This is a genomic window from Pseudomonas sp. K2I15 (assembly GCF_002204795.1).
Taxonomy (GTDB): Bacteria; Pseudomonadota; Gammaproteobacteria; order Pseudomonadales; family Pseudomonadaceae; genus Aquipseudomonas.
The window spans coordinates 1-15,596 of the sequence record NZ_NIXO01000042.1; the positions used below are offsets into that span (position 1 = coordinate 1).

Consider the following 15,596-nt stretch of genomic DNA (forward strand, 5'->3'; position numbering starts at 1 on the left):
GGGTTGGGACACGCGCACTTCGCCGGGCTGCACCTTTAGCCGATAGATATCGCGCCGCACGCCCGCCGGGCAATCCGCAAGCAGTGTCGCCGCGTAGTGGGCATTTTCGGAATAGGTCGTCAGCCCCTCATTGGCGCGAATCACCCTCAGGTGCTGCTGGGGCTGTTCGAAGAACCGGGTCACCTGTAAGCCCATCGCCGTGGCCAGCGACCACAGGGTTTCAATGCTCGGGTTGCCGATCCCTGACTCCAGCTGCGACAAGGTCGACTTCGCCACCCCGGCGCGCTTCGCCAGTTCGGTCAACGAAAGCCCGGCGCACTGGCGTTCGCGTTTGATCGACAGGGCCAGCAGGTCGATTCGGCTCGGTGTGTTGCTGATCGGGTTGTTCGTTATATCGGTCATTTGTTTCTTAAATCATCCTGAATTGGATTGACGCACTGCTGCCTATTGTTCAGCATAGCAATCATTCGTTCATTATAAAATCCGAGTCGCCGAATGATCTGGTTCGTGTTCCACCTCTACTACCACTGGTTGTGGCTGCTCTGGCGGGCGCTGTTCTACGACCTCGAAGGGTGGCGCAGCCTGTTGGTGGCGACTCAGTTGGGGCAGCAACATTGCCTGCGGCTATTTTGCGGGCCGCTATGATTCCTTTTCGCCTCTCTTCATGATCGGGCTATGATCGGCGAATCTGAACCGGACGCCCTGACCTATGGCCGTTGACCTGCAAGCCCTCTATCCCAAACTGATCCACCTGATGCTGGATACGGTGTTTGTTGTCGACAGTGAAAACCAGATTGTGTTTGTGAGTGATGCCTGCGAAGCGTTGCTGGGTTACCGCGCCGACGAGCTGACCGGCACCCTGATCACCGACTACATGCACCCTGAGGACCTGGCGCGAACCCGCGCCTCGATCGTGCGGGTCATGAATGGCAAACCTCACGTCGACTTCCGCAACCGTTATATCCGCAAGGATGGCAGCGTCGTGCACATCCTGTGGGCGGCCTTCTGGTCTGAAGAGGTAGGCGCGCGGATCGGTGTTGCGCGGGACATCACGGCCCTTACGCAAGCTGAGGAGGAGTTACGTTTTCTTGCTCATCACGATCCGCTGACGGCCCTCACCAACCGGTCGCTGTTCAATGACCGACTGGATGTGGCCCTGCAAGCAGCAGAGCATCACAACACCACGCTGGCGTTGCTCTTTCTGGACGTCAATGACTTCAAGGGCATCAACGACGTGCATGGCCATGCCGTAGGCGATCGTGTGCTCTGCGTGATTGCACGACGGCTGGAAGGCTGCGTGCGTGAGAGCGACCTGGTGGCCCGGATGGGCGGTGATGAGTTCACGGTGCTGCTGACGGATATCCAGTCGCAGGACGCCGTTTCCGGGAAGGTGGGGCAGATACTCGCGGTCATGGCCGAGCCGCTGGGCGCTGAGTTTGGCGGGCTGAAGATGCCATCCTGCAGTATCGGCGTGGCCTTTTATCCGGCGGATGGGGAGGATGCCGACACGCTGCTCAGCCATGCGGATGGGGATATGTACCGGATAAAAAGGCATCGGTTTGCTGCGCAGTGATGAGCCTGTCGGGTTCGTGGGCCTCTCAGGTCGGCAAGCTGATCACCAGACGAATCGAGGCCGTTAGCCCTTGCAGTTGGAAATGCGGCCGCAGCCATACCGTCGCACTATAGCTGCCGGGGGCTGTGGGTACATCCGTGACGCTGACCAGTGCGTGCCGCAACGGATAGGTTGCTTCGATGGAGGGGGAGGCATTGTCGTCGATCAAAACGTACTGGCTGATCCAGTTATTTAGATAAGACTCCACATTGCTATGCGTCATGAAGCTGCCGATTTTGCTGCGCATGATGACTGTCATGTAAAGCGCAAAGCGCGATGCATCCAGCAAGCAAGGCAGGCTTTGTCCGCCAGCAAATACTGCCTCATCGCTGTCGGGCCGATGAGTCAGTGCAATAAAGCCCAAGGCGCCGAGCGAGTGTGCATTTGCCGCGGTTATCGCCACTTCTGTCGGGCAGGTAGCGACGGGAAAACCGTCGGTAACCAACGTTTCGGGCCACCAGCGATGCTGGGCGAAGGCATCGACAATGCGCCGGGTAAGTAACCAGGCGGCGTTGCCCCACAGGCCGGCCGAACATTCATGGAATGACGGCAGGCCCGCAGCCGGGTTGTTGATTGGGTCGTAAGGGCGCCTGCACAGATAGCGTGGCAGGGTCAGATAGAGAGACCGCGAACCCTCGGCGCTCTGCAAGGCGCGCCAATCAGCCATTGCATCGCTCTGCAACGTCAAGGCCAGATTATTCACCTTGTTCAGGTCTTCGAAGGATTGCAGCCCGATCAATTGGGCGTTGGCCGCGGCAATGAAGGGCGCATGCACAGCCTCGGCGATGGCGGACAACTGACCCAGCATCGAGATGTCTGCCGGGCTGCGGCCGAACTCGAAATCGGCCATCACTACGCCGAAGGGTTCGTCGCCAGCGTTACCGGCCTGCAAGAGCAGCTTGAACAAGGCGCTTTGGTCGAACGTCACGGCAGCCTCAAGCTCCAGGCGCAACGCTTCCTGGGTCACGTCAAGCAGGCGAAACGTCACTGCTGTGGCGGTCCTGGTGTTGATGAGCAGTTGATGGAGGCCGCGCCAGGAGGCTTCGAGTTTTTGCAGTTCTGGTGCGTGCAGAATCAGGTTCAGTTGCGCGCGCAGGTACTGGTCGAGTTCATCGAGCCCTATGAGGTCTTCGATTTGGTCGGCGATATGACGCGGGTTGAAGTCGTTGAGGCTCTTGAAGGAGAGGTTGACCTGGCGAGCGCCGCCCGGATTTTCAACGGTGAAACTCAGCCGAGGATTGATTGCCGCCAGGACTTGGTCAAAGGTGCCATGGTCGATGGAGGTGAAGCCACGCTCAGCCAGCGCGGTTGGCTGGGCGGCGGCTGCATTGCCGGAGAGGTCCGCAAGAATGCCCACCACCAGGGGCAACTCCTGCTTCTCGACGTTACCACCTGTCTGCACGTCATAGGTGATGTGCACCCGTACCTGACCCGTCATGCCGCTCTCCTTAAGGCGGGGCCGAGACCGATCACAACGGCGACGTACGTCAAGATAGGGGCCAGTTCGAACATCGCGGGTCATCTCAAGATTGGAAACGGCCTCCAGTAATCCTCATCCAGTGCGTTAACGCAATACAGCAGAGTTGGCTGCTTTCGGCCCCGCGCCGTAGACGAGAAAAACCTTCAAAGACTGCATTCCTTGCAGGAATGTAGCGCATGAAATTAATGAATTTTTATTATCCCAGAGCATGGGATAGCTTGATTTGAGGACTTGGAGAGTTACCTTGAAATCATCCCCGCTCAACGCTGCTGAAAAGTTTGATACCTCACGCGCCAGTGAATACGCAAGGCAGAGCCGTATCGCATTGGCAGGCTATGACGCGTGCCAGGACCTCGCAGCATGCATGCTCGCGGCAAGCCTGGGTGAGAGAACATCGGCAAAGATACTGGTCGTCGGCGCGGGCGGTACGGCGCAGGAGATTATTGCGATGGCCGCGCTGGAGCCAGGTTGGCACTTCACTGCGGTCGATCCCTCCGAGCCGATGCTGGGGGCTGCGACGCAGCAGTTAGCGGCAAACAACCTGCTTGAAAAAACGGTCATACATCTTGGAAACGTTGAAGACCTGGCCGCAGACGAATCATACGACGCAGCCACGTTGATCGGCGTACTCCATCATCTTGATGGTGATGACGCCAAGCGACAAATCCTGCGCTCCATTCGGGCCCATCTAAAACCGGGTGCACCGCTGATTGTCGCGGGGAATCAATACGCTTATGCCAGCCAACCGTTATTGCTGGCGGCCTGGGGGCAACGGTGGCGGCAGCATGGCGCCAGCCCGGAGGAGGTGAAGATCAAGCTCGGGAAAATCCTCCAGGGGGCTGACCCGCCGCATTCCGAGGCGGCGGTTCAGCAACTGCTGCATGATGCTGGGTTCGGGGACACTACCCGGTTCTTCAGCAGTCTTTTCTGGAGCGCCTGGCTGACTTGCAAAGCAAGTTAGGCACCGAGGCACCCTATGCTTCACTTCGCAAACGCATACTCCCCGCCCTGTTCCAGTGAAAATCGGGGTAGGGCCACATTTAAAATAATGGTGTCTGACCCCGACTTTAATGGAGTGATAGGGACGGGCAGCTATTTGACTTTAACGATGACCTTGCCCTTTGACCTTCCTTGTTCGACATAGCTCAAGGCGTCGGCTGTCGACTCGAAAGGAAACGTTCGGTCGATCACCGGTTTTATAATGCCGGACTCGATAAGCGCCGTTATCTCACCTAGTTGGGCGCCACTGGCACGCATAAATACGAACGTATAGCTGATATTCTTTTTGCGTGCTTTTCTGCGGATACCGCTGCTCAACATCCGCATAACCAGGCCCAGTACCCAGGGCAGTTTTTGCTCTTGTGCAAACTGTGGAGTCGGTGGCCCCGAGATGGAGATGAGCTGACCACCCGGCTTCAGAATAGTGAGCGATTTTTCCAGCTCATCAGCGCCCAGGCTATTCAATACGACGTCATAGTCTTGCAGGACACTTTCGAAGTTTTGCTTCTTGTAGTCGATGACAACGTCTGCTCCCAGTGCCTTGACCCAATCCACATTACGGGTGCTGGTGGTTGTCGCGACGAAGGCGCCCAGATGCTTGGCGAGCTGGATGGCAAGGGTGCCTACGCCACCGGAGCCTGCGTGGATAAACACCTTCTGCCCTTGTTTCAGCCTGGCGGTTTCAACCAACACTTGCCATGCCGTCAGCGCAACCAGCGGGAGGGAGGCGGCCTCTTCCATGCTGAGGTTATTAGGTTTCAACGCCAGTGCGTCTTCATGTACCGCAATCAGCTCGGCGAATGTGCCTATGCGCGCTTCAGGAGGGCGTGCATAAACCTCATCACCCGGCTTGAAGCGCCGCACAGAAGACCCTACGCTAACCACCACTCCCGCCAAGTCATTACCCAATATCAACGGAAATGAATACGCCAGGATCAGTTTGAATTCGCCTGTACTTATTTTCGAGTCCAGCACGTTGACGCTTGCGGCATACACCTGAATAAGAACGTCATGGGCACCCACTTCAGGGGCGGGTACCTCGCTGATACGTCCGTTCTTTTTACCGTAACGGTCAATTAAAAATGCCTTCATGGTGATTCAATTCTCATGGCTTTTAAGGGGAATAAGCCGCTTCAGTGATCCAGGAATGCCGTTACTTTCATCACGAAGTCCGCATGATGTTGAAACATGCCGCCGTGCCCGGCGTCTTCGTAAATGACCAACTGTGAGTTTGGGATCCGGCTTGCCAAGTCGATGGAGTTCACCGTCGGAACCATGATGTCGGTATCACCGTTGGCAATCAGCGTCGGTACCTGTATGCGACTAAGGTTTTGCGCAGGCTGCCTGCCCCATGCATGAATGGCTTTCAACTGCCGCATAAACGCGGTTGGCGTAGGGTTTTTAACTCGGTCCGTCTTGCGCTCTTTCAAGCGCTTCAGAAAATCCTTGGCGGCCCGCCGACCATTGGCTGTCGAGGTGAAGAATAGGTAGGTCTTTGGATCGCGCAACGTCAGCAAGCCTTTAAGCATCAGCGGCCAAGACACTGACCAGACTTTGTCGATGCCGTGACCGCCGGCGGGCCCCGTGCCGGTCAGTATCAGTTTGCGCACAAGGTCAGGCGCGTTCAGCACGATTTCCTGGGCCACAAACCCGCCAAGGGAAAACCCCAGCAGGTCGACTTTTTCAAAGCCCAGCGCACGTATCACTGCGATGGCATCGTTTGCCATTTCACTGACCGTTGTCGGGGCGATACCACCTGAAGCGCCGACTCCTCGATAGTCAGTGGCGATGATGCGTCTGCTGCTTGCGAGCCCGTCCATGATCCCAGGGTCGAAGTTGTCCAGCACGGCGCCCCAATGATTCAGCAAAACCAGCGGCAATCCGTCGTTGGGGCCCATGTCTCGGTAAGCGAACGCCGTTCCATTGGCCTTGATCCATTGATTCGCTGCATTGACGAATCGAGTGGGCGATCCGCTTTGAGTTTTCGTGTTTTGAATAGGCATGTTGGCCCCGTGATTCAGGTCGAAAAGCTGCAAGTCAGATCGCCGTTGCAGGCGCTCCAGTGCCAGCGCTTGCTTCACGATGTTTTACGTCTTGGCTTTATATCGCTCGGCGACATCGGATTGCCGAATCTGCGACAGTAAGCCCTGGCGTGCAGCCTGCAAGGCATCCCAGCAGGCGGCATCCTGCAAGGGGGGAATAGTTACCGGCTCGCGACGATCAAAACCAACCAGCGCCGCATCGACTAGATCACCCACTTCCATGACGTCAGCCAGGGTATTGATGTCGATACCTGCCCGCTCCCAGATTTCGGTACGCGTGGCGGCTGGCAAGACGGCTTGCACATAGACACCCTTGGGCGTCAATTCCAAGCTCATACCTTGTGATAGAAACAGCACAAAGGCCTTAGTGGCACCGTAGACCGTCATGCCGAACTCCGGTGCCAGGCCAACCACTGAACCTATGTTGATAATCGCGCCGTCTCCAGCTTGTGCCAGCCGTGGGGCGATAGCGCTGGCAAGTCGGACCAGGGCAGTAGTGTTGAGCGTCACCAAATGAGCAACGCTGTCGGTTGACTGTTCGATAAAGCTGCCGGATTGCGCCGCGCCAGCATTGTTTACCAGGATACCAATGCTGGCATCATCGCGAAGGCGTGTCTCGACGGTCGCCAAGTCACTGCTTTGGGTCAAGTCAGCCTGAAGTACATCGATGGCGACATTGTGTTTTTCCCGCAGCCCCTCTGCGAGAGCGTCTAACCGATTCTTGTCGCGGGCTACCAGTATGAGGTTGTGCCCGCGTTGTGCGAAGCGCTCGGCATACGTGGCGCCGATGCCAGTGGAGGCGCCGGTAATGAGAACGGTAGTAGGGATACTCATGGCTTGATTCTCTGCTGTGGATGTCGATTGGCGATTCACATGTGTCGCTGGAAAGCGCGCAAAGGTGATATTCAGTGGTTGCCTTGGCCGTCTTCAGTAAGCGTCGGGTAGTCGATGTAGCCAGCTGCGCCGCCGCCATACAGAGTGGTCGGGTCGAATGCGGATAAAGCGGTATCGGTCTTGAGTCGCTCTACCAAATCAGGGTTACCAATAAACGGACGTCCGAAGGCGATGAGGTCGGCTTTGTCTTCGATCAGTGTCGAGGTGGCCAGACTCAGGTCGTAGCCATTGTTGGCGATGTAGGTGTTATTGAAGCGCTGACGCAAGGACCCGAAGTCGAACGGCGCAACCTCGCGCGGCCCGCCGGTGGCGCCTTCGACCACATGCAGGTAAACCAAGCCCAAGGCGTTGAGTTGTTCGACGAGGTAGTCGAATTGAGCTTGCGGGGCGGTGCTGGAAACACCATTGGCGGGGGACGTTGGAGACAGACGGATACCTGTTCGCTGCGCACCGACTTCACTCACTACCGCCGCTGTGACTTCCAGCAGAAGGCGGGCACGATTTTCAACCGAGCCACCGTAGGCATCCGTGCGCACATTCGCACCATCCTTGAGGAACTGGTCAAGGAGGTAGCCGTTCGCGCCATGGATTTCTACGCCATCAAAACCTGCAGCAATTGCGTTTGATGCGGCTTGGCGAAAGTCGTTAACGATTCCAGGTAGTTCGCTGATGTCAAGAGCTCGAGGTTGCGAAACATCTACGAAACTGTTGTTGACGAAAACTTTCGTCGCTGGGCGAATCGCAGAGGGGGCCACCGGTGCTGCGCCATTGTGCTGAAGGTCTGTATGGGACACGCGTCCGACATGCCATAGCTGCAGGAAAATACGTCCGCCCTTTGCGTGAACGGCTTCTGTGACCGTACGCCAACCGTCTATCTGCGCCTGCGTATAAATCCCGGGCGTATCTTGATAGCCCTGTCCTTGCTGCGAGATCTGTGTGGCCTCGGAAATCAGCAGCCCCGCGGATGCTCTCTGACTGTAATAGGTCGCAGCGAGCTCGCTCGGAACAAAGCCTGCCCCAGCGCGGTTTCGCGTCAATGGCGCCATTACAATTCTGTTGGAAAGCGTCAGTGAGGCGAGCGTGTAGGGTTCAAACAAGGTCTTGTCGTTCATATCGATTTCATACTCGTTGATCAATGACGGGGATCTGCGCCAGTAGCAAAGGCTTGCGGTAATGGATTTATGATGTCAGTCATAATCAAAGTCGTCAACAACTTTGATTATGATCGACATCATAGTATGATGAGGCAATTGTTTAAGAGGCATAGGGGCGAGAAATGAAGATCACCAAGATGCAATCACTCGCCAACCGGGCTCATATTGTGGAGACGGCTTCAGAGCTATTTCGTGAGCGTGGCTACGATGGTGTGGGTGTGGCGGAGCTGATGGCGACTGCCGGTTTTACCCAGGGAGGCTTCTACAAACACTTCGGCTCCAAGGCAGATTTGATGGCCGAGGCAGCTGAAAATAGCCTTTCGCAATCCTTATCCAGTACCTGCGACCTCGATGTTGCGGGGTTCGTAAATATGTATGTGTCGCGAGATCACAGAGACGGCAGGGGTGGGGGATGCACGATGGCCGCGCTGTGTGGTGACGCTGCCCGCCAGTCAGATGAGTTAAAGGCGACCTTTGCAAGCGGGGTAGACCGCACGCTCGCAGCGCTCGAGGAAAAGTACCAGGCGGGGGCGGGGGCGACGAAGCAAGACGCTCGAGCAAAAATGATCGATCTGCTGGCGCATGCAATCGGCGCAGTCATGTTGTCGCGGGCGTGCCCGGATGACTCTCCTCTTGCGGATGAAATACTCGAAATTTGCCGCACTGAGTTATTGGCGTCATTGCCGTTGGGTTAGAAAAAACAGCCTACGATTGGCTGGGCGGACGTTAATTGAATACCCGTGGACTTCCCAGACAGATGTGGAGCGCGACCTTGAGCATTCAGCTCAACCGAGCTCCTCGCTGACCGCGTCGGCCCACATCGCACCTGGCACCGCCGCTGCTGGGTCAACCTGCTCGGTCTCAGCCAGGCAACGTTCAATCCTACTGTTGCGCAGATGCTCCTGGAAGATGCACAGGCACTGCGCAAACAGCATCAACGTAGAATTGATGAACACGCGCTCGTTATCGAAATCATGGTTGAAGCAAACGACCGGCCAGCCTCGAAGACAACAAATTCGTCAAGGCGCAGGTCCGGTTCCGGCGGTACGAACGGCAGCGCCGATATAAATCGTACCTTGAAGTCAAACCCGGTCATGTTCTTCACTTCGCAAACGCATACTCCCCACCCTGTTCCAGGGCCTTTTGATACGCAGGCCTTTCCTGGAACCGCTGCACCCACGCCGCCACATTCGGGTACGCCTGCAACTTGCCTTGAGCCCTGGCGATTTCGCCAATGAAGCTCATCTGGATATCCGCGCCTGTCAATTCTTCACCCACCAGGTACGGCGTTCGCCCCAGCGCGTTGTTCAGATACCCCAGGTAGTTTGCCACCTCGGACTCGATGCGCGGATGCAACGGCGCACCCGCGTCCCCCAGGCGCCCGACGTACAGGTTAAGCATCAGCGGCAGCATGGCCGAACCTTCGGCGAAGTGCAGCCATTGCACGTATTCGTCATAGGTGGCAGTGGCAGGATCGGGTTGCAGCCGGCCGTTGCCATGGCGGCGAATCAGGTAGTCGATGATGGCGCCTGACTCGATCACCACCTGGGCCCCGTCTTCAATCACCGGCGATTTGCCCAGCGCATTGATCGCCTTGAGTTCGGGTGGCGCGAGGTTGGTTTTCGGGTCGCGCTGGTAGCGCTTGATCTCGTAGGGCAGGCCGAGTTCTTCGAGCAGCCATAGAATGCGTTGCGAACGGGAGTTGTTGAGGTGGTGGACGATGATCATGGTGGCTCCGCTGGGCGAGAGTGGGGTGTTAAGGAGAGACCGCGGGGGCGCTGGGGAGTGCCGTGAATTAAATGTGCTTGGATGAACGCATGAAAGAGGGATAATCACAACGGCAAGCACTGATTACACACCGGATAGAAAACATGAATCGTCAAAAAAAATTACAGCAACTGTTCAAGGCTAAGGCCAAAAAGGCCAGTGCCAAATTGGCACCGGCCCGCAAGGATAAGTACATCAGTAAAGCAGACCGACTGAAACTGGCGGCTGAAACCCGTGACGAGTCAGTACGCGTTGACGACGAGTAAGCTTTACCAAAGCGCCAACGTATAGCTGATGATCAGGCGGTTCTCATCCAGGTCATTACCAAAGTTCGAACGCACCGTCGCATTGCGCCACTTCACGCCCAACCCTTTAAGCGTCCCGTCCTGGAACACATAGCCGATGTCGGTATTGCGTTCCCACTCCTTGCCTTCGCCCGGCGCCGTACGTTGCACATTGTCGCCGGTGACGTAGCGGGTCATGAAGGTCAAGCCCGGCAAGCCCAGTTGCGCAAAGTCGTAGTCATAACGCACTTGCAGGGAACGCTCGTCGATATTGGCAAAGTCGCCGATCTGCACGAAGTTCACCAGGTACGGGTCGCTGTGGCCGATGTAAGGGTAGGGGTCCTTGCCGCTCATGCGTTGGTAGCCGAACCCCAGGGAGTTGCCCTTGAGGCTGTAGGTGAACAGGCCGCCCAGGGCGCGGTTGTCCAGCGGGCGGAAGTTGCCGTCCTCGACGCTGCGGGCGTAACGCACGTCGCTCTTCAAGGTCTGGCCGCGTCCCAGGTCCCAGTTATGCACCAGGCCGAAGAAGTTCTGCTGGTAGATATCCTCAAGCTTGCCATAGCGGTATTGAGTCAGCAGGTTGGGCAACCACTGGTAGTCCGCGCCGGCGAACTGGAACGTGTCGCTCGTGCCGCCAATGCGGTTGGCCGTCATCTTTTGATTGTCGGTGGAGTCGACGTAGCGGATCTGGTTGAACGCGCCGCCGGTGAGCTTCAAGTGGTCGATTTCCTGTACGTTCAGCAACCCGCCCTGAAAGGTCCCGGGCAGCAGGCGCGTGTCGTTGGAGATGATCACCGGGTCTTTCATCTGAAAGCTGCCGACCTTCAGGGTGCTGTTGGAAAGACGCACTTTGGCGGCCACCGCCAGCTTGCCGTAACTGTCCTGGGAGCCGCCGTGGCGGGTGTCTGCCGGCAACAGGCCGGTGCCCGCCGTGCCGGGGCCCGAATCCAGTTTGTAGCCGGCCATGCCCAGGGCATCCAGGCCGAAACCCAGGGTGCCTGCGGTGTAACCCGATTGCAGGCGCAACAGGAAACCCTGGGCCCACTCATCGGCTTTTTCCCGCGAGCCCGGCTGGCGAAAATCACGATTGAAGTAGAAGTTGCGCGCCTCAAGGTTGCCGCTGCTGTCTGCGATGAAGTCCGCGTGCGCGGCGGGCGCGCACAGCAAGCCCAGGCCCAGCAAGGTGCCCACCGATGAAGTGAATGTGTTCATGCTCCGCTCCTTTTTTCAGGCGCAAGCGAACGCTCTCGGGGCGTTTCACTCGCGGCCGATGGTTTTTTAGACGGTTGTGTGTGGTGCCCGGGCAGTGCTGCCCGGGTGTCTCAGGACTCGAGTGCTCGGCCGCGGGTTTCCGGCAGGCTCAATGCCGCCAGAATCACCACGCCATAGGCACCGGCGGCGAACACGCCGATACCGGTACCCATCGGCAAGGTGTCGCTTAGCATCCCGATGAACAGCGGGAACAGCGCGGCGATAGAGCGCCCGGCGTTGTAGCAAAAGCCCTGGCCTGAACCTCGCATGCGTGTCGGGAACAATTCAGTAAGAAACGCCCCCATGCCGGCAAAAATACCCGAGGCAAAGAACCCCAGCGGGAAGCCCAGCCAGAGCATCCAGGTGTTGCTGATGGGCAGTTGGGTGTAGGCCAGCACGATCGCCATGGAGCCGACGGCGAACAGGATGAAGTTCTTCTTGCGGCCGATGGCATCGGTCAGCAGCGCACTGGTGACGTAGCCGATATAGGAACCCACGATCACCATGGCGAGGTAGCCGCCGGTGCCGAGCACACTCAAGCCGCGTTCGGTTTTCAGGTACGTTGGCAACCAGGTGGTGATCGCGTAGTAGCCGCCCAGCGCGCCGGTGGTCAACAACGAGGCGCGCAGGGTGGTGCTGAGCATCCGTGGTGCGAAAATTTCGAAGAACGCCCAGCGCGAATCCTGCTCGGGCTTGGCCTTGCGTTCACGCTGGGCGTGTTCGAAGGTGTCCGACTCCTTGACCAACCGCCGGATCACCAGCACAAACAGGGCGGGTACCAAGCCGATCATGAACAGCGCACGCCAGGCGTCCTCCGCCGGTAGAACGCTGAATAACCCGGCGTACAGCAACGCCGTCAGCCCCCACCCCAATGCCCAGCCGGCCTGCACCATGCCCACTGCTTTGCCGCGATCCTGGGAGCGAATCACTTCGCCGATCAGCACCGCGCCCGCCGTCCATTCACCACCGAAGCCAAAGCCCATCAAGGTGCGCGCCACCAGCAATTGCTCGTAGTTCTGCGCCAGGCCACACAGGAAGGTGAAGAACGCGAACCACAGCACCGTCAGTTGCAGGGTGCGTACCCGCCCGATGCGGTCGGATAAAATCCCTGCCACCCAACCGCCTGCCGCCGAAGCCAGCAGGGTGCAGGTGCCAATCAACCCGGCATCGCCCTTGGAAATGCCCCAGGTGGCGATCAGCGTCGGGATGACGAAACTCAGCATCTGCGTATCCATGCCGTCCAGGGCATAGCCGATCTTGCAGCTCCAGAACGTGCGTTTCTCGTTTTTCGACAAAGGCCCATACCAACTGAACGGGCGAAAGCGGGCCGTGCCGGTAGGCACATGGTCAGTCATGGTTTTTTCCATGGGAGGTTCCTGCGGCAGCAAGCGAAGATAACGGACACGCCTCATTATTTTTTTGTGAAGGCGTTGTCGTGGGGGAGTCGACGCGGTGCTCGGCGTCGTGGGGCGGATTCTTCGCGCCGGGCCGCGAACGCGTCAAACGGGAAAAAAGTGAGGTTAGGCATAAGAAAATTTGATGCGCCCACAGGCCGAGTGTGGAGTAACAATTGCAACTGCTACCTCATCACGTGCGGAGAGCCCCATGAACCTCAAATTTCTCGAAACCTTCGTCTGGGTTGCGCGCCTGCAAAGCTTCCGGCTCACCGCCGAGAAAATGTTCAGCACCCAGGCGGCGATCTCCAGCCGCATTGCTTCGCTGGAAGAGGAGTTGGGCTTGCGCCTGTTCGTGCGTGATTCCCGTGGCGTGTCGCTGACGCCCGAAGGCCTGAAGGTGCTCGATTATGCCGAGCAGATGCTGGAGGTGCAGCGCGCGCTGAAGCTGTCGCTGGACAACACCCGTGCCCGGCAAGGCCTGGTGCGCATCGGCGTGATGGACACGGTGATCCACACCTGGCTGCGCCCGTTGATGTCGACCCTGATGCAGACCTTTCCCGCCGTCGAAATCGAGATCACTGCCGACGCCGCGCGCAACCTGTGTGAGCAATTGCAAAAGGGCTACCTGGACATCGTGTTCCAGACCGACCTGATCCGCCACGAAGGCATGCGCAACCAGGAGCTTGCGCATTACCCCATGCACTGGATCGCCGCCAGCAACTCGATCTATGCCCGGCCCTATGCATCGCTGGCGGAGATGGCCAATGAACGCATCATCACCTTCGCCAAACACTCACGGCCCCATCAGGACGTCCTCAACCTGCTGCATGCCCATGGCATCAGCGCGCCGCGCGTCAGCTGCGTTAACTCGGTGTCGGCCATGACCCGGCTGATCCGCGACGGCTTCGGGATCGGCGCCTTACCGGCGGCCCTGGTGACCAAGCACCTGGCCCGTGGCGAGGTGGTGCAACTGGAGCCTGGCACCCGCTTGCCGCAACTGGACGTCGTGGCCTCGTGGCGCGCCGGCGTGGGCCTGGAGCTGATTGAAAGCATCGTCGACATGAGCCGCCAGGTGGTGAGCCAATACGCCCTTGATGTCGGCCCGCAACGCATGGTGGCGACAGCGAACCTGGGCACCCGGCAGCCCGATGAATAACTTTTAGTTGTGGGGGGCAACAACATTCCTTGTTGGACGGCATCACCACGGTTTTTTAAAAAGAGCCTCCAAACCTGTGGAAATGCCGTGATGAATCAGCCCGCCCTGACCTTCGAACAACTGCAGCAACACGCCCCGCTGGCCCTGCGCCAAAGCATCGCCGCCGGGCACTATCACGGCCACACCAGCGGCCTGGGGCAGGGCCGGGTGCAAGCCAATATCGTGATTCTGCCCAGCGATTGGGCCAACGAATTCCTGCGCTACTGCGCCCTCAATCGCCAGGCCTGCCCGTTGCTCGACGTGACAGAACCCGGCGACCCGGTGTTCCGCAACCTGGGAACCGCCATCGACATCCGCCATGACGTGCCGCGCTACCGGGTTTATCGCCATGGCGAATTGAGCGAAGCGCCGGTGGACATCGAGCACCTGTGGCAGGACGACCTGGTGGCCTTTGCCATCGGCTGCTCCTTCTCCTTTGAACAGCCCTTGCTGGATGCCGGCATCGCCCTCAAGCACATCGACCTGGGCCTCAACGTCGCCATGTACCAGACCAACATCGACACGCGGCCCACTGCGCGCCTGGGCGGAAAGCTGGTGGTGAGCATGCGGCCGCTGAAAGCCGCCGCCGCGATCCAGGCGATTCAGATTACTGCGCGCATGCCAGACGTTCACGGTGCACCGGTACACATCGGTGACCCTTCGCTGATTGGCATCCACTCGCTGGGCCGCCCGGACTATGGCGACGCGGTGCCGATCGAAGCCGACGAGATTCCGGTGTTCTGGGCCTGTGGCGTGACCCCGCAATCGGTGGTGCAGGCTTCACGCCCGCCGCTGTGTATCACTCACGCCCCCGGCTGCATGCTGGTGACGGATCTGTGGAATAACGCTTTGTAAATGGATTAGGCTGCGCTCACTCGAAATGGATGCGACGGACAAACGATGAATACTGCTCAACTCGCGATTCAACATTACATACTCGCCAAGGACGGCAACCGTCCGCATTTGCTAACCCGGGCGTTTGTTCCGGGCGCAATCCTGGACATGGTGGTGCGCACCGGGTCCATCTCGTTTCCGCCCCACGTTGAAGGGGTTGGCGGCATCGGCGATGTGCTGGTGAGGCGATTCGGGCAGACCTTTGAAAACGTCTATACGTTTTGCGTGGGGCAGCCACCTGAAGCGGGGGCCGAAACCTATCAGTGCAAATGGCTGGTGGGCATGTCTGACAAAAGCACCGGCGAAGTCCGGGTCGGGTGTGGGGTGTATGAGTGGCAGTTCAGCGCCGAATCGGGGCTGGTCGAAAGGCTCACTATCACCATCGAGCATATGAAGACACTGCCGACGGCGGATCTGGGCGGCGTTATGAAGTGGGTATCAGGTTTGAGTTACCCATGGTGCAGCGCGGAAGCCGCCGTGAGCGGGGCTCCCGATATTGACGCGATTGCAGAGGTGATCCAGTACATCGCGGCCTTATGACCTGGTATTACATCTCAGATCGAAATCTACCCGTGCTTTTTCAACTTCGTTTCGTACATGAGCGTCTTGAGCTTGTGCCGCAGCAGG

The 15,596-nt window shown here is 58.4% G+C and carries 18 protein-coding genes; 8 read left to right on the forward strand and 10 right to left on the reverse strand.

Going from position 1 to position 15,596, the window contains the following annotated elements; translation table 11 throughout:
* The coding region (locus CEC48_RS21895; protein WP_088425644.1) for a helix-turn-helix domain-containing protein at positions 1–402 on the reverse strand (402 nt) is incomplete at its 3' end.
* 93 nt (positions 403–495) lie between these two features.
* Between CEC48_RS21895 and CEC48_RS31630 the strand changes: the two genes are divergently transcribed.
* Both CEC48_RS31630 and CEC48_RS21900 read left to right on the forward strand, forming a co-directional pair.
* The gene (locus CEC48_RS31630; RefSeq protein WP_176438759.1) at positions 496–645 is read left to right on the forward strand and encodes a hypothetical protein; all 150 of its coding nucleotides are present in this window, start codon (positions 496–498) and stop codon (positions 643–645) included.
* Positions 646–709: 64 nt separating this feature from the next.
* Positions 710–1,573 carry a sensor domain-containing diguanylate cyclase gene (locus CEC48_RS21900; RefSeq protein WP_088425645.1) on the forward strand — a complete coding sequence of 288 codons (864 nt, stop codon included), beginning with the start codon at positions 710–712 and terminating at the stop codon, positions 1,571–1,573.
* 25 nt (positions 1,574–1,598) lie between these two features.
* Here the strand turns inward: CEC48_RS21900 and tssB are convergent, their stop codons facing one another.
* Positions 1,599–3,050, reverse strand: coding sequence for a type VI secretion system contractile sheath small subunit (tssB, locus tag CEC48_RS21905; protein ID WP_176438760.1), 1,452 nt, complete (start codon positions 3,048–3,050; stop codon positions 1,599–1,601).
* A gap of 286 nt (positions 3,051–3,336) precedes the next feature.
* Here tssB and CEC48_RS21910 point away from each other — a divergent pair, with 286 nt between their 5' ends.
* Positions 3,337–4,053, forward strand: a complete 717-nt coding sequence (locus tag CEC48_RS21910; RefSeq protein WP_088425647.1) for a class I SAM-dependent methyltransferase — start codon at positions 3,337–3,339, stop codon at positions 4,051–4,053.
* Positions 4,054–4,184: 131 nt separating this feature from the next.
* On the opposite strand, the gene CEC48_RS21915 is transcribed toward CEC48_RS21910, so the two are convergent.
* The 4 genes from CEC48_RS21915 to CEC48_RS21930 form a co-directional block, all read right to left on the reverse strand.
* Positions 4,185–5,183, reverse strand: coding sequence for an NADP-dependent oxidoreductase (locus CEC48_RS21915; protein ID WP_088425648.1), 999 nt, complete (start codon positions 5,181–5,183; stop codon positions 4,185–4,187).
* A gap of 41 nt (positions 5,184–5,224) precedes the next feature.
* Positions 5,225–6,094 (reverse strand): alpha/beta fold hydrolase, encoded by an 870-nt coding sequence (locus CEC48_RS21920; protein ID WP_088425694.1) that lies wholly within the window; start codon positions 6,092–6,094, stop codon positions 5,225–5,227.
* 84 nt (positions 6,095–6,178) lie between these two features.
* Positions 6,179–6,967 (reverse strand): SDR family oxidoreductase, encoded by a 789-nt coding sequence (locus CEC48_RS21925; RefSeq protein WP_088425649.1) that lies wholly within the window; start codon positions 6,965–6,967, stop codon positions 6,179–6,181.
* A 71-nt stretch (positions 6,968–7,038) separates the two neighbouring features.
* The gene (locus CEC48_RS21930; RefSeq protein ID WP_088425650.1) at positions 7,039–8,139 is read right to left on the reverse strand and encodes an alkene reductase; all 1,101 of its coding nucleotides are present in this window, start codon (positions 8,137–8,139) and stop codon (positions 7,039–7,041) included.
* A gap of 164 nt (positions 8,140–8,303) precedes the next feature.
* On the opposite strand from CEC48_RS21930, the gene CEC48_RS21935 reads away from it, so the two are divergent.
* Positions 8,304–8,876, forward strand: a complete 573-nt coding sequence (locus CEC48_RS21935) for a TetR/AcrR family transcriptional regulator (RefSeq protein WP_088425651.1) — start codon at positions 8,304–8,306, stop codon at positions 8,874–8,876.
* Between the two features lie 90 nt (positions 8,877–8,966).
* Here the strand turns inward: CEC48_RS21935 and CEC48_RS31635 are convergent, their stop codons facing one another.
* Positions 8,967–9,137: a hypothetical protein gene (locus CEC48_RS31635; protein WP_176438761.1), complete on the reverse strand. Its 171-nt coding sequence runs from the start codon at positions 9,135–9,137 to the stop codon at positions 8,967–8,969.
* A gap of 145 nt (positions 9,138–9,282) precedes the next feature.
* A complete protein-coding gene (locus tag CEC48_RS21940; RefSeq protein ID WP_088425652.1) occupies positions 9,283–9,909 on the reverse strand; it encodes a glutathione S-transferase family protein in 627 nt (208 codons plus the stop codon).
* Positions 9,910–10,052: 143 nt separating this feature from the next.
* Between CEC48_RS21940 and CEC48_RS21945 the strand changes: the two genes are divergently transcribed.
* The gene (locus CEC48_RS21945) at positions 10,053–10,214 is read left to right on the forward strand and encodes a DUF2986 domain-containing protein (RefSeq protein ID WP_088425653.1); all 162 of its coding nucleotides are present in this window, start codon (positions 10,053–10,055) and stop codon (positions 10,212–10,214) included.
* A gap of 3 nt (positions 10,215–10,217) precedes the next feature.
* Here the strand turns inward: CEC48_RS21945 and CEC48_RS21950 are convergent, their stop codons facing one another.
* Together CEC48_RS21950 and CEC48_RS21955 are read right to left on the reverse strand one after the other, a co-directional pair.
* Complete coding sequence (locus CEC48_RS21950) at positions 10,218–11,444, reverse strand: OprD family porin (RefSeq protein ID WP_088425654.1); 1,227 nt, start codon at positions 11,442–11,444, stop codon at positions 10,218–10,220.
* A 110-nt stretch (positions 11,445–11,554) separates the two neighbouring features.
* A complete protein-coding gene (locus CEC48_RS21955) occupies positions 11,555–12,838 on the reverse strand; it encodes an MFS transporter (RefSeq protein ID WP_176438763.1) in 1,284 nt (427 codons plus the stop codon).
* 250 nt (positions 12,839–13,088) lie between these two features.
* Between CEC48_RS21955 and CEC48_RS21960 the strand changes: the two genes are divergently transcribed.
* The 3 genes from CEC48_RS21960 to CEC48_RS21970 all read left to right on the forward strand — a co-directional run bounded on the left by CEC48_RS21960 (position 13,089) and on the right by CEC48_RS21970 (position 15,509).
* Positions 13,089–14,036 (forward strand): LysR family transcriptional regulator, encoded by a 948-nt coding sequence (locus CEC48_RS21960; protein ID WP_088425656.1) that lies wholly within the window; start codon positions 13,089–13,091, stop codon positions 14,034–14,036.
* Between the two features lie 90 nt (positions 14,037–14,126).
* On the forward strand, positions 14,127–14,930 hold the full coding sequence (locus tag CEC48_RS21965) for a putative hydro-lyase (protein ID WP_088425657.1): 804 nt from the start codon (positions 14,127–14,129) through the stop codon (positions 14,928–14,930).
* Between the two features lie 45 nt (positions 14,931–14,975).
* The gene (locus CEC48_RS21970) at positions 14,976–15,509 is read left to right on the forward strand and encodes a hypothetical protein (protein WP_088425658.1); all 534 of its coding nucleotides are present in this window, start codon (positions 14,976–14,978) and stop codon (positions 15,507–15,509) included.
* Positions 15,510–15,596 lie beyond the last annotated feature (87 nt).

Bases quoted from the DNA above. Each gene is read 5' to 3' on its own strand.
- CEC48_RS31630 (WP_176438759.1), top strand. From the start codon at position 496: ATGATCTGGTTCGTGTTCCACCTCTACTACCACTGGTTGTGGCTGCTC.
- CEC48_RS21900 (WP_088425645.1), top strand. From the start codon at position 710: ATGGCCGTTGACCTGCAAGCCCTCTATCCCAAACTGATCCACCTGATG.
- tssB (WP_176438760.1), bottom strand. From the start codon at position 3,050: ATGACGGGTCAGGTACGGGTGCACATCACCTATGACGTGCAGACAGGT.
- CEC48_RS21915 (WP_088425648.1), bottom strand. From the start codon at position 5,183: ATGAAGGCATTTTTAATTGACCGTTACGGTAAAAAGAACGGACGTATC.
- CEC48_RS21920 (WP_088425694.1), bottom strand. From the start codon at position 6,094: ATGCCTATTCAAAACACGAAAACTCAAAGCGGATCGCCCACTCGATTC.
- CEC48_RS21925 (WP_088425649.1), bottom strand. From the start codon at position 6,967: ATGAGTATCCCTACTACCGTTCTCATTACCGGCGCCTCCACTGGCATC.
- CEC48_RS21930 (WP_088425650.1), bottom strand. From the start codon at position 8,139: ATGAACGACAAGACCTTGTTTGAACCCTACACGCTCGCCTCACTGACG.
- CEC48_RS21935 (WP_088425651.1), top strand. From the start codon at position 8,304: ATGAAGATCACCAAGATGCAATCACTCGCCAACCGGGCTCATATTGTG.
- CEC48_RS21940 (WP_088425652.1), bottom strand. From the start codon at position 9,909: ATGATCATCGTCCACCACCTCAACAACTCCCGTTCGCAACGCATTCTA.
- CEC48_RS21945 (WP_088425653.1), top strand. From the start codon at position 10,053: ATGAATCGTCAAAAAAAATTACAGCAACTGTTCAAGGCTAAGGCCAAA.
- CEC48_RS21950 (WP_088425654.1), bottom strand. From the start codon at position 11,444: ATGAACACATTCACTTCATCGGTGGGCACCTTGCTGGGCCTGGGCTTG.
- CEC48_RS21955 (WP_176438763.1), bottom strand. From the start codon at position 12,838: ATGACTGACCATGTGCCTACCGGCACGGCCCGCTTTCGCCCGTTCAGT.
- CEC48_RS21960 (WP_088425656.1), top strand. From the start codon at position 13,089: ATGAACCTCAAATTTCTCGAAACCTTCGTCTGGGTTGCGCGCCTGCAA.
- CEC48_RS21965 (WP_088425657.1), top strand. From the start codon at position 14,127: ATGAATCAGCCCGCCCTGACCTTCGAACAACTGCAGCAACACGCCCCG.
- CEC48_RS21970 (WP_088425658.1), top strand. From the start codon at position 14,976: ATGAATACTGCTCAACTCGCGATTCAACATTACATACTCGCCAAGGAC.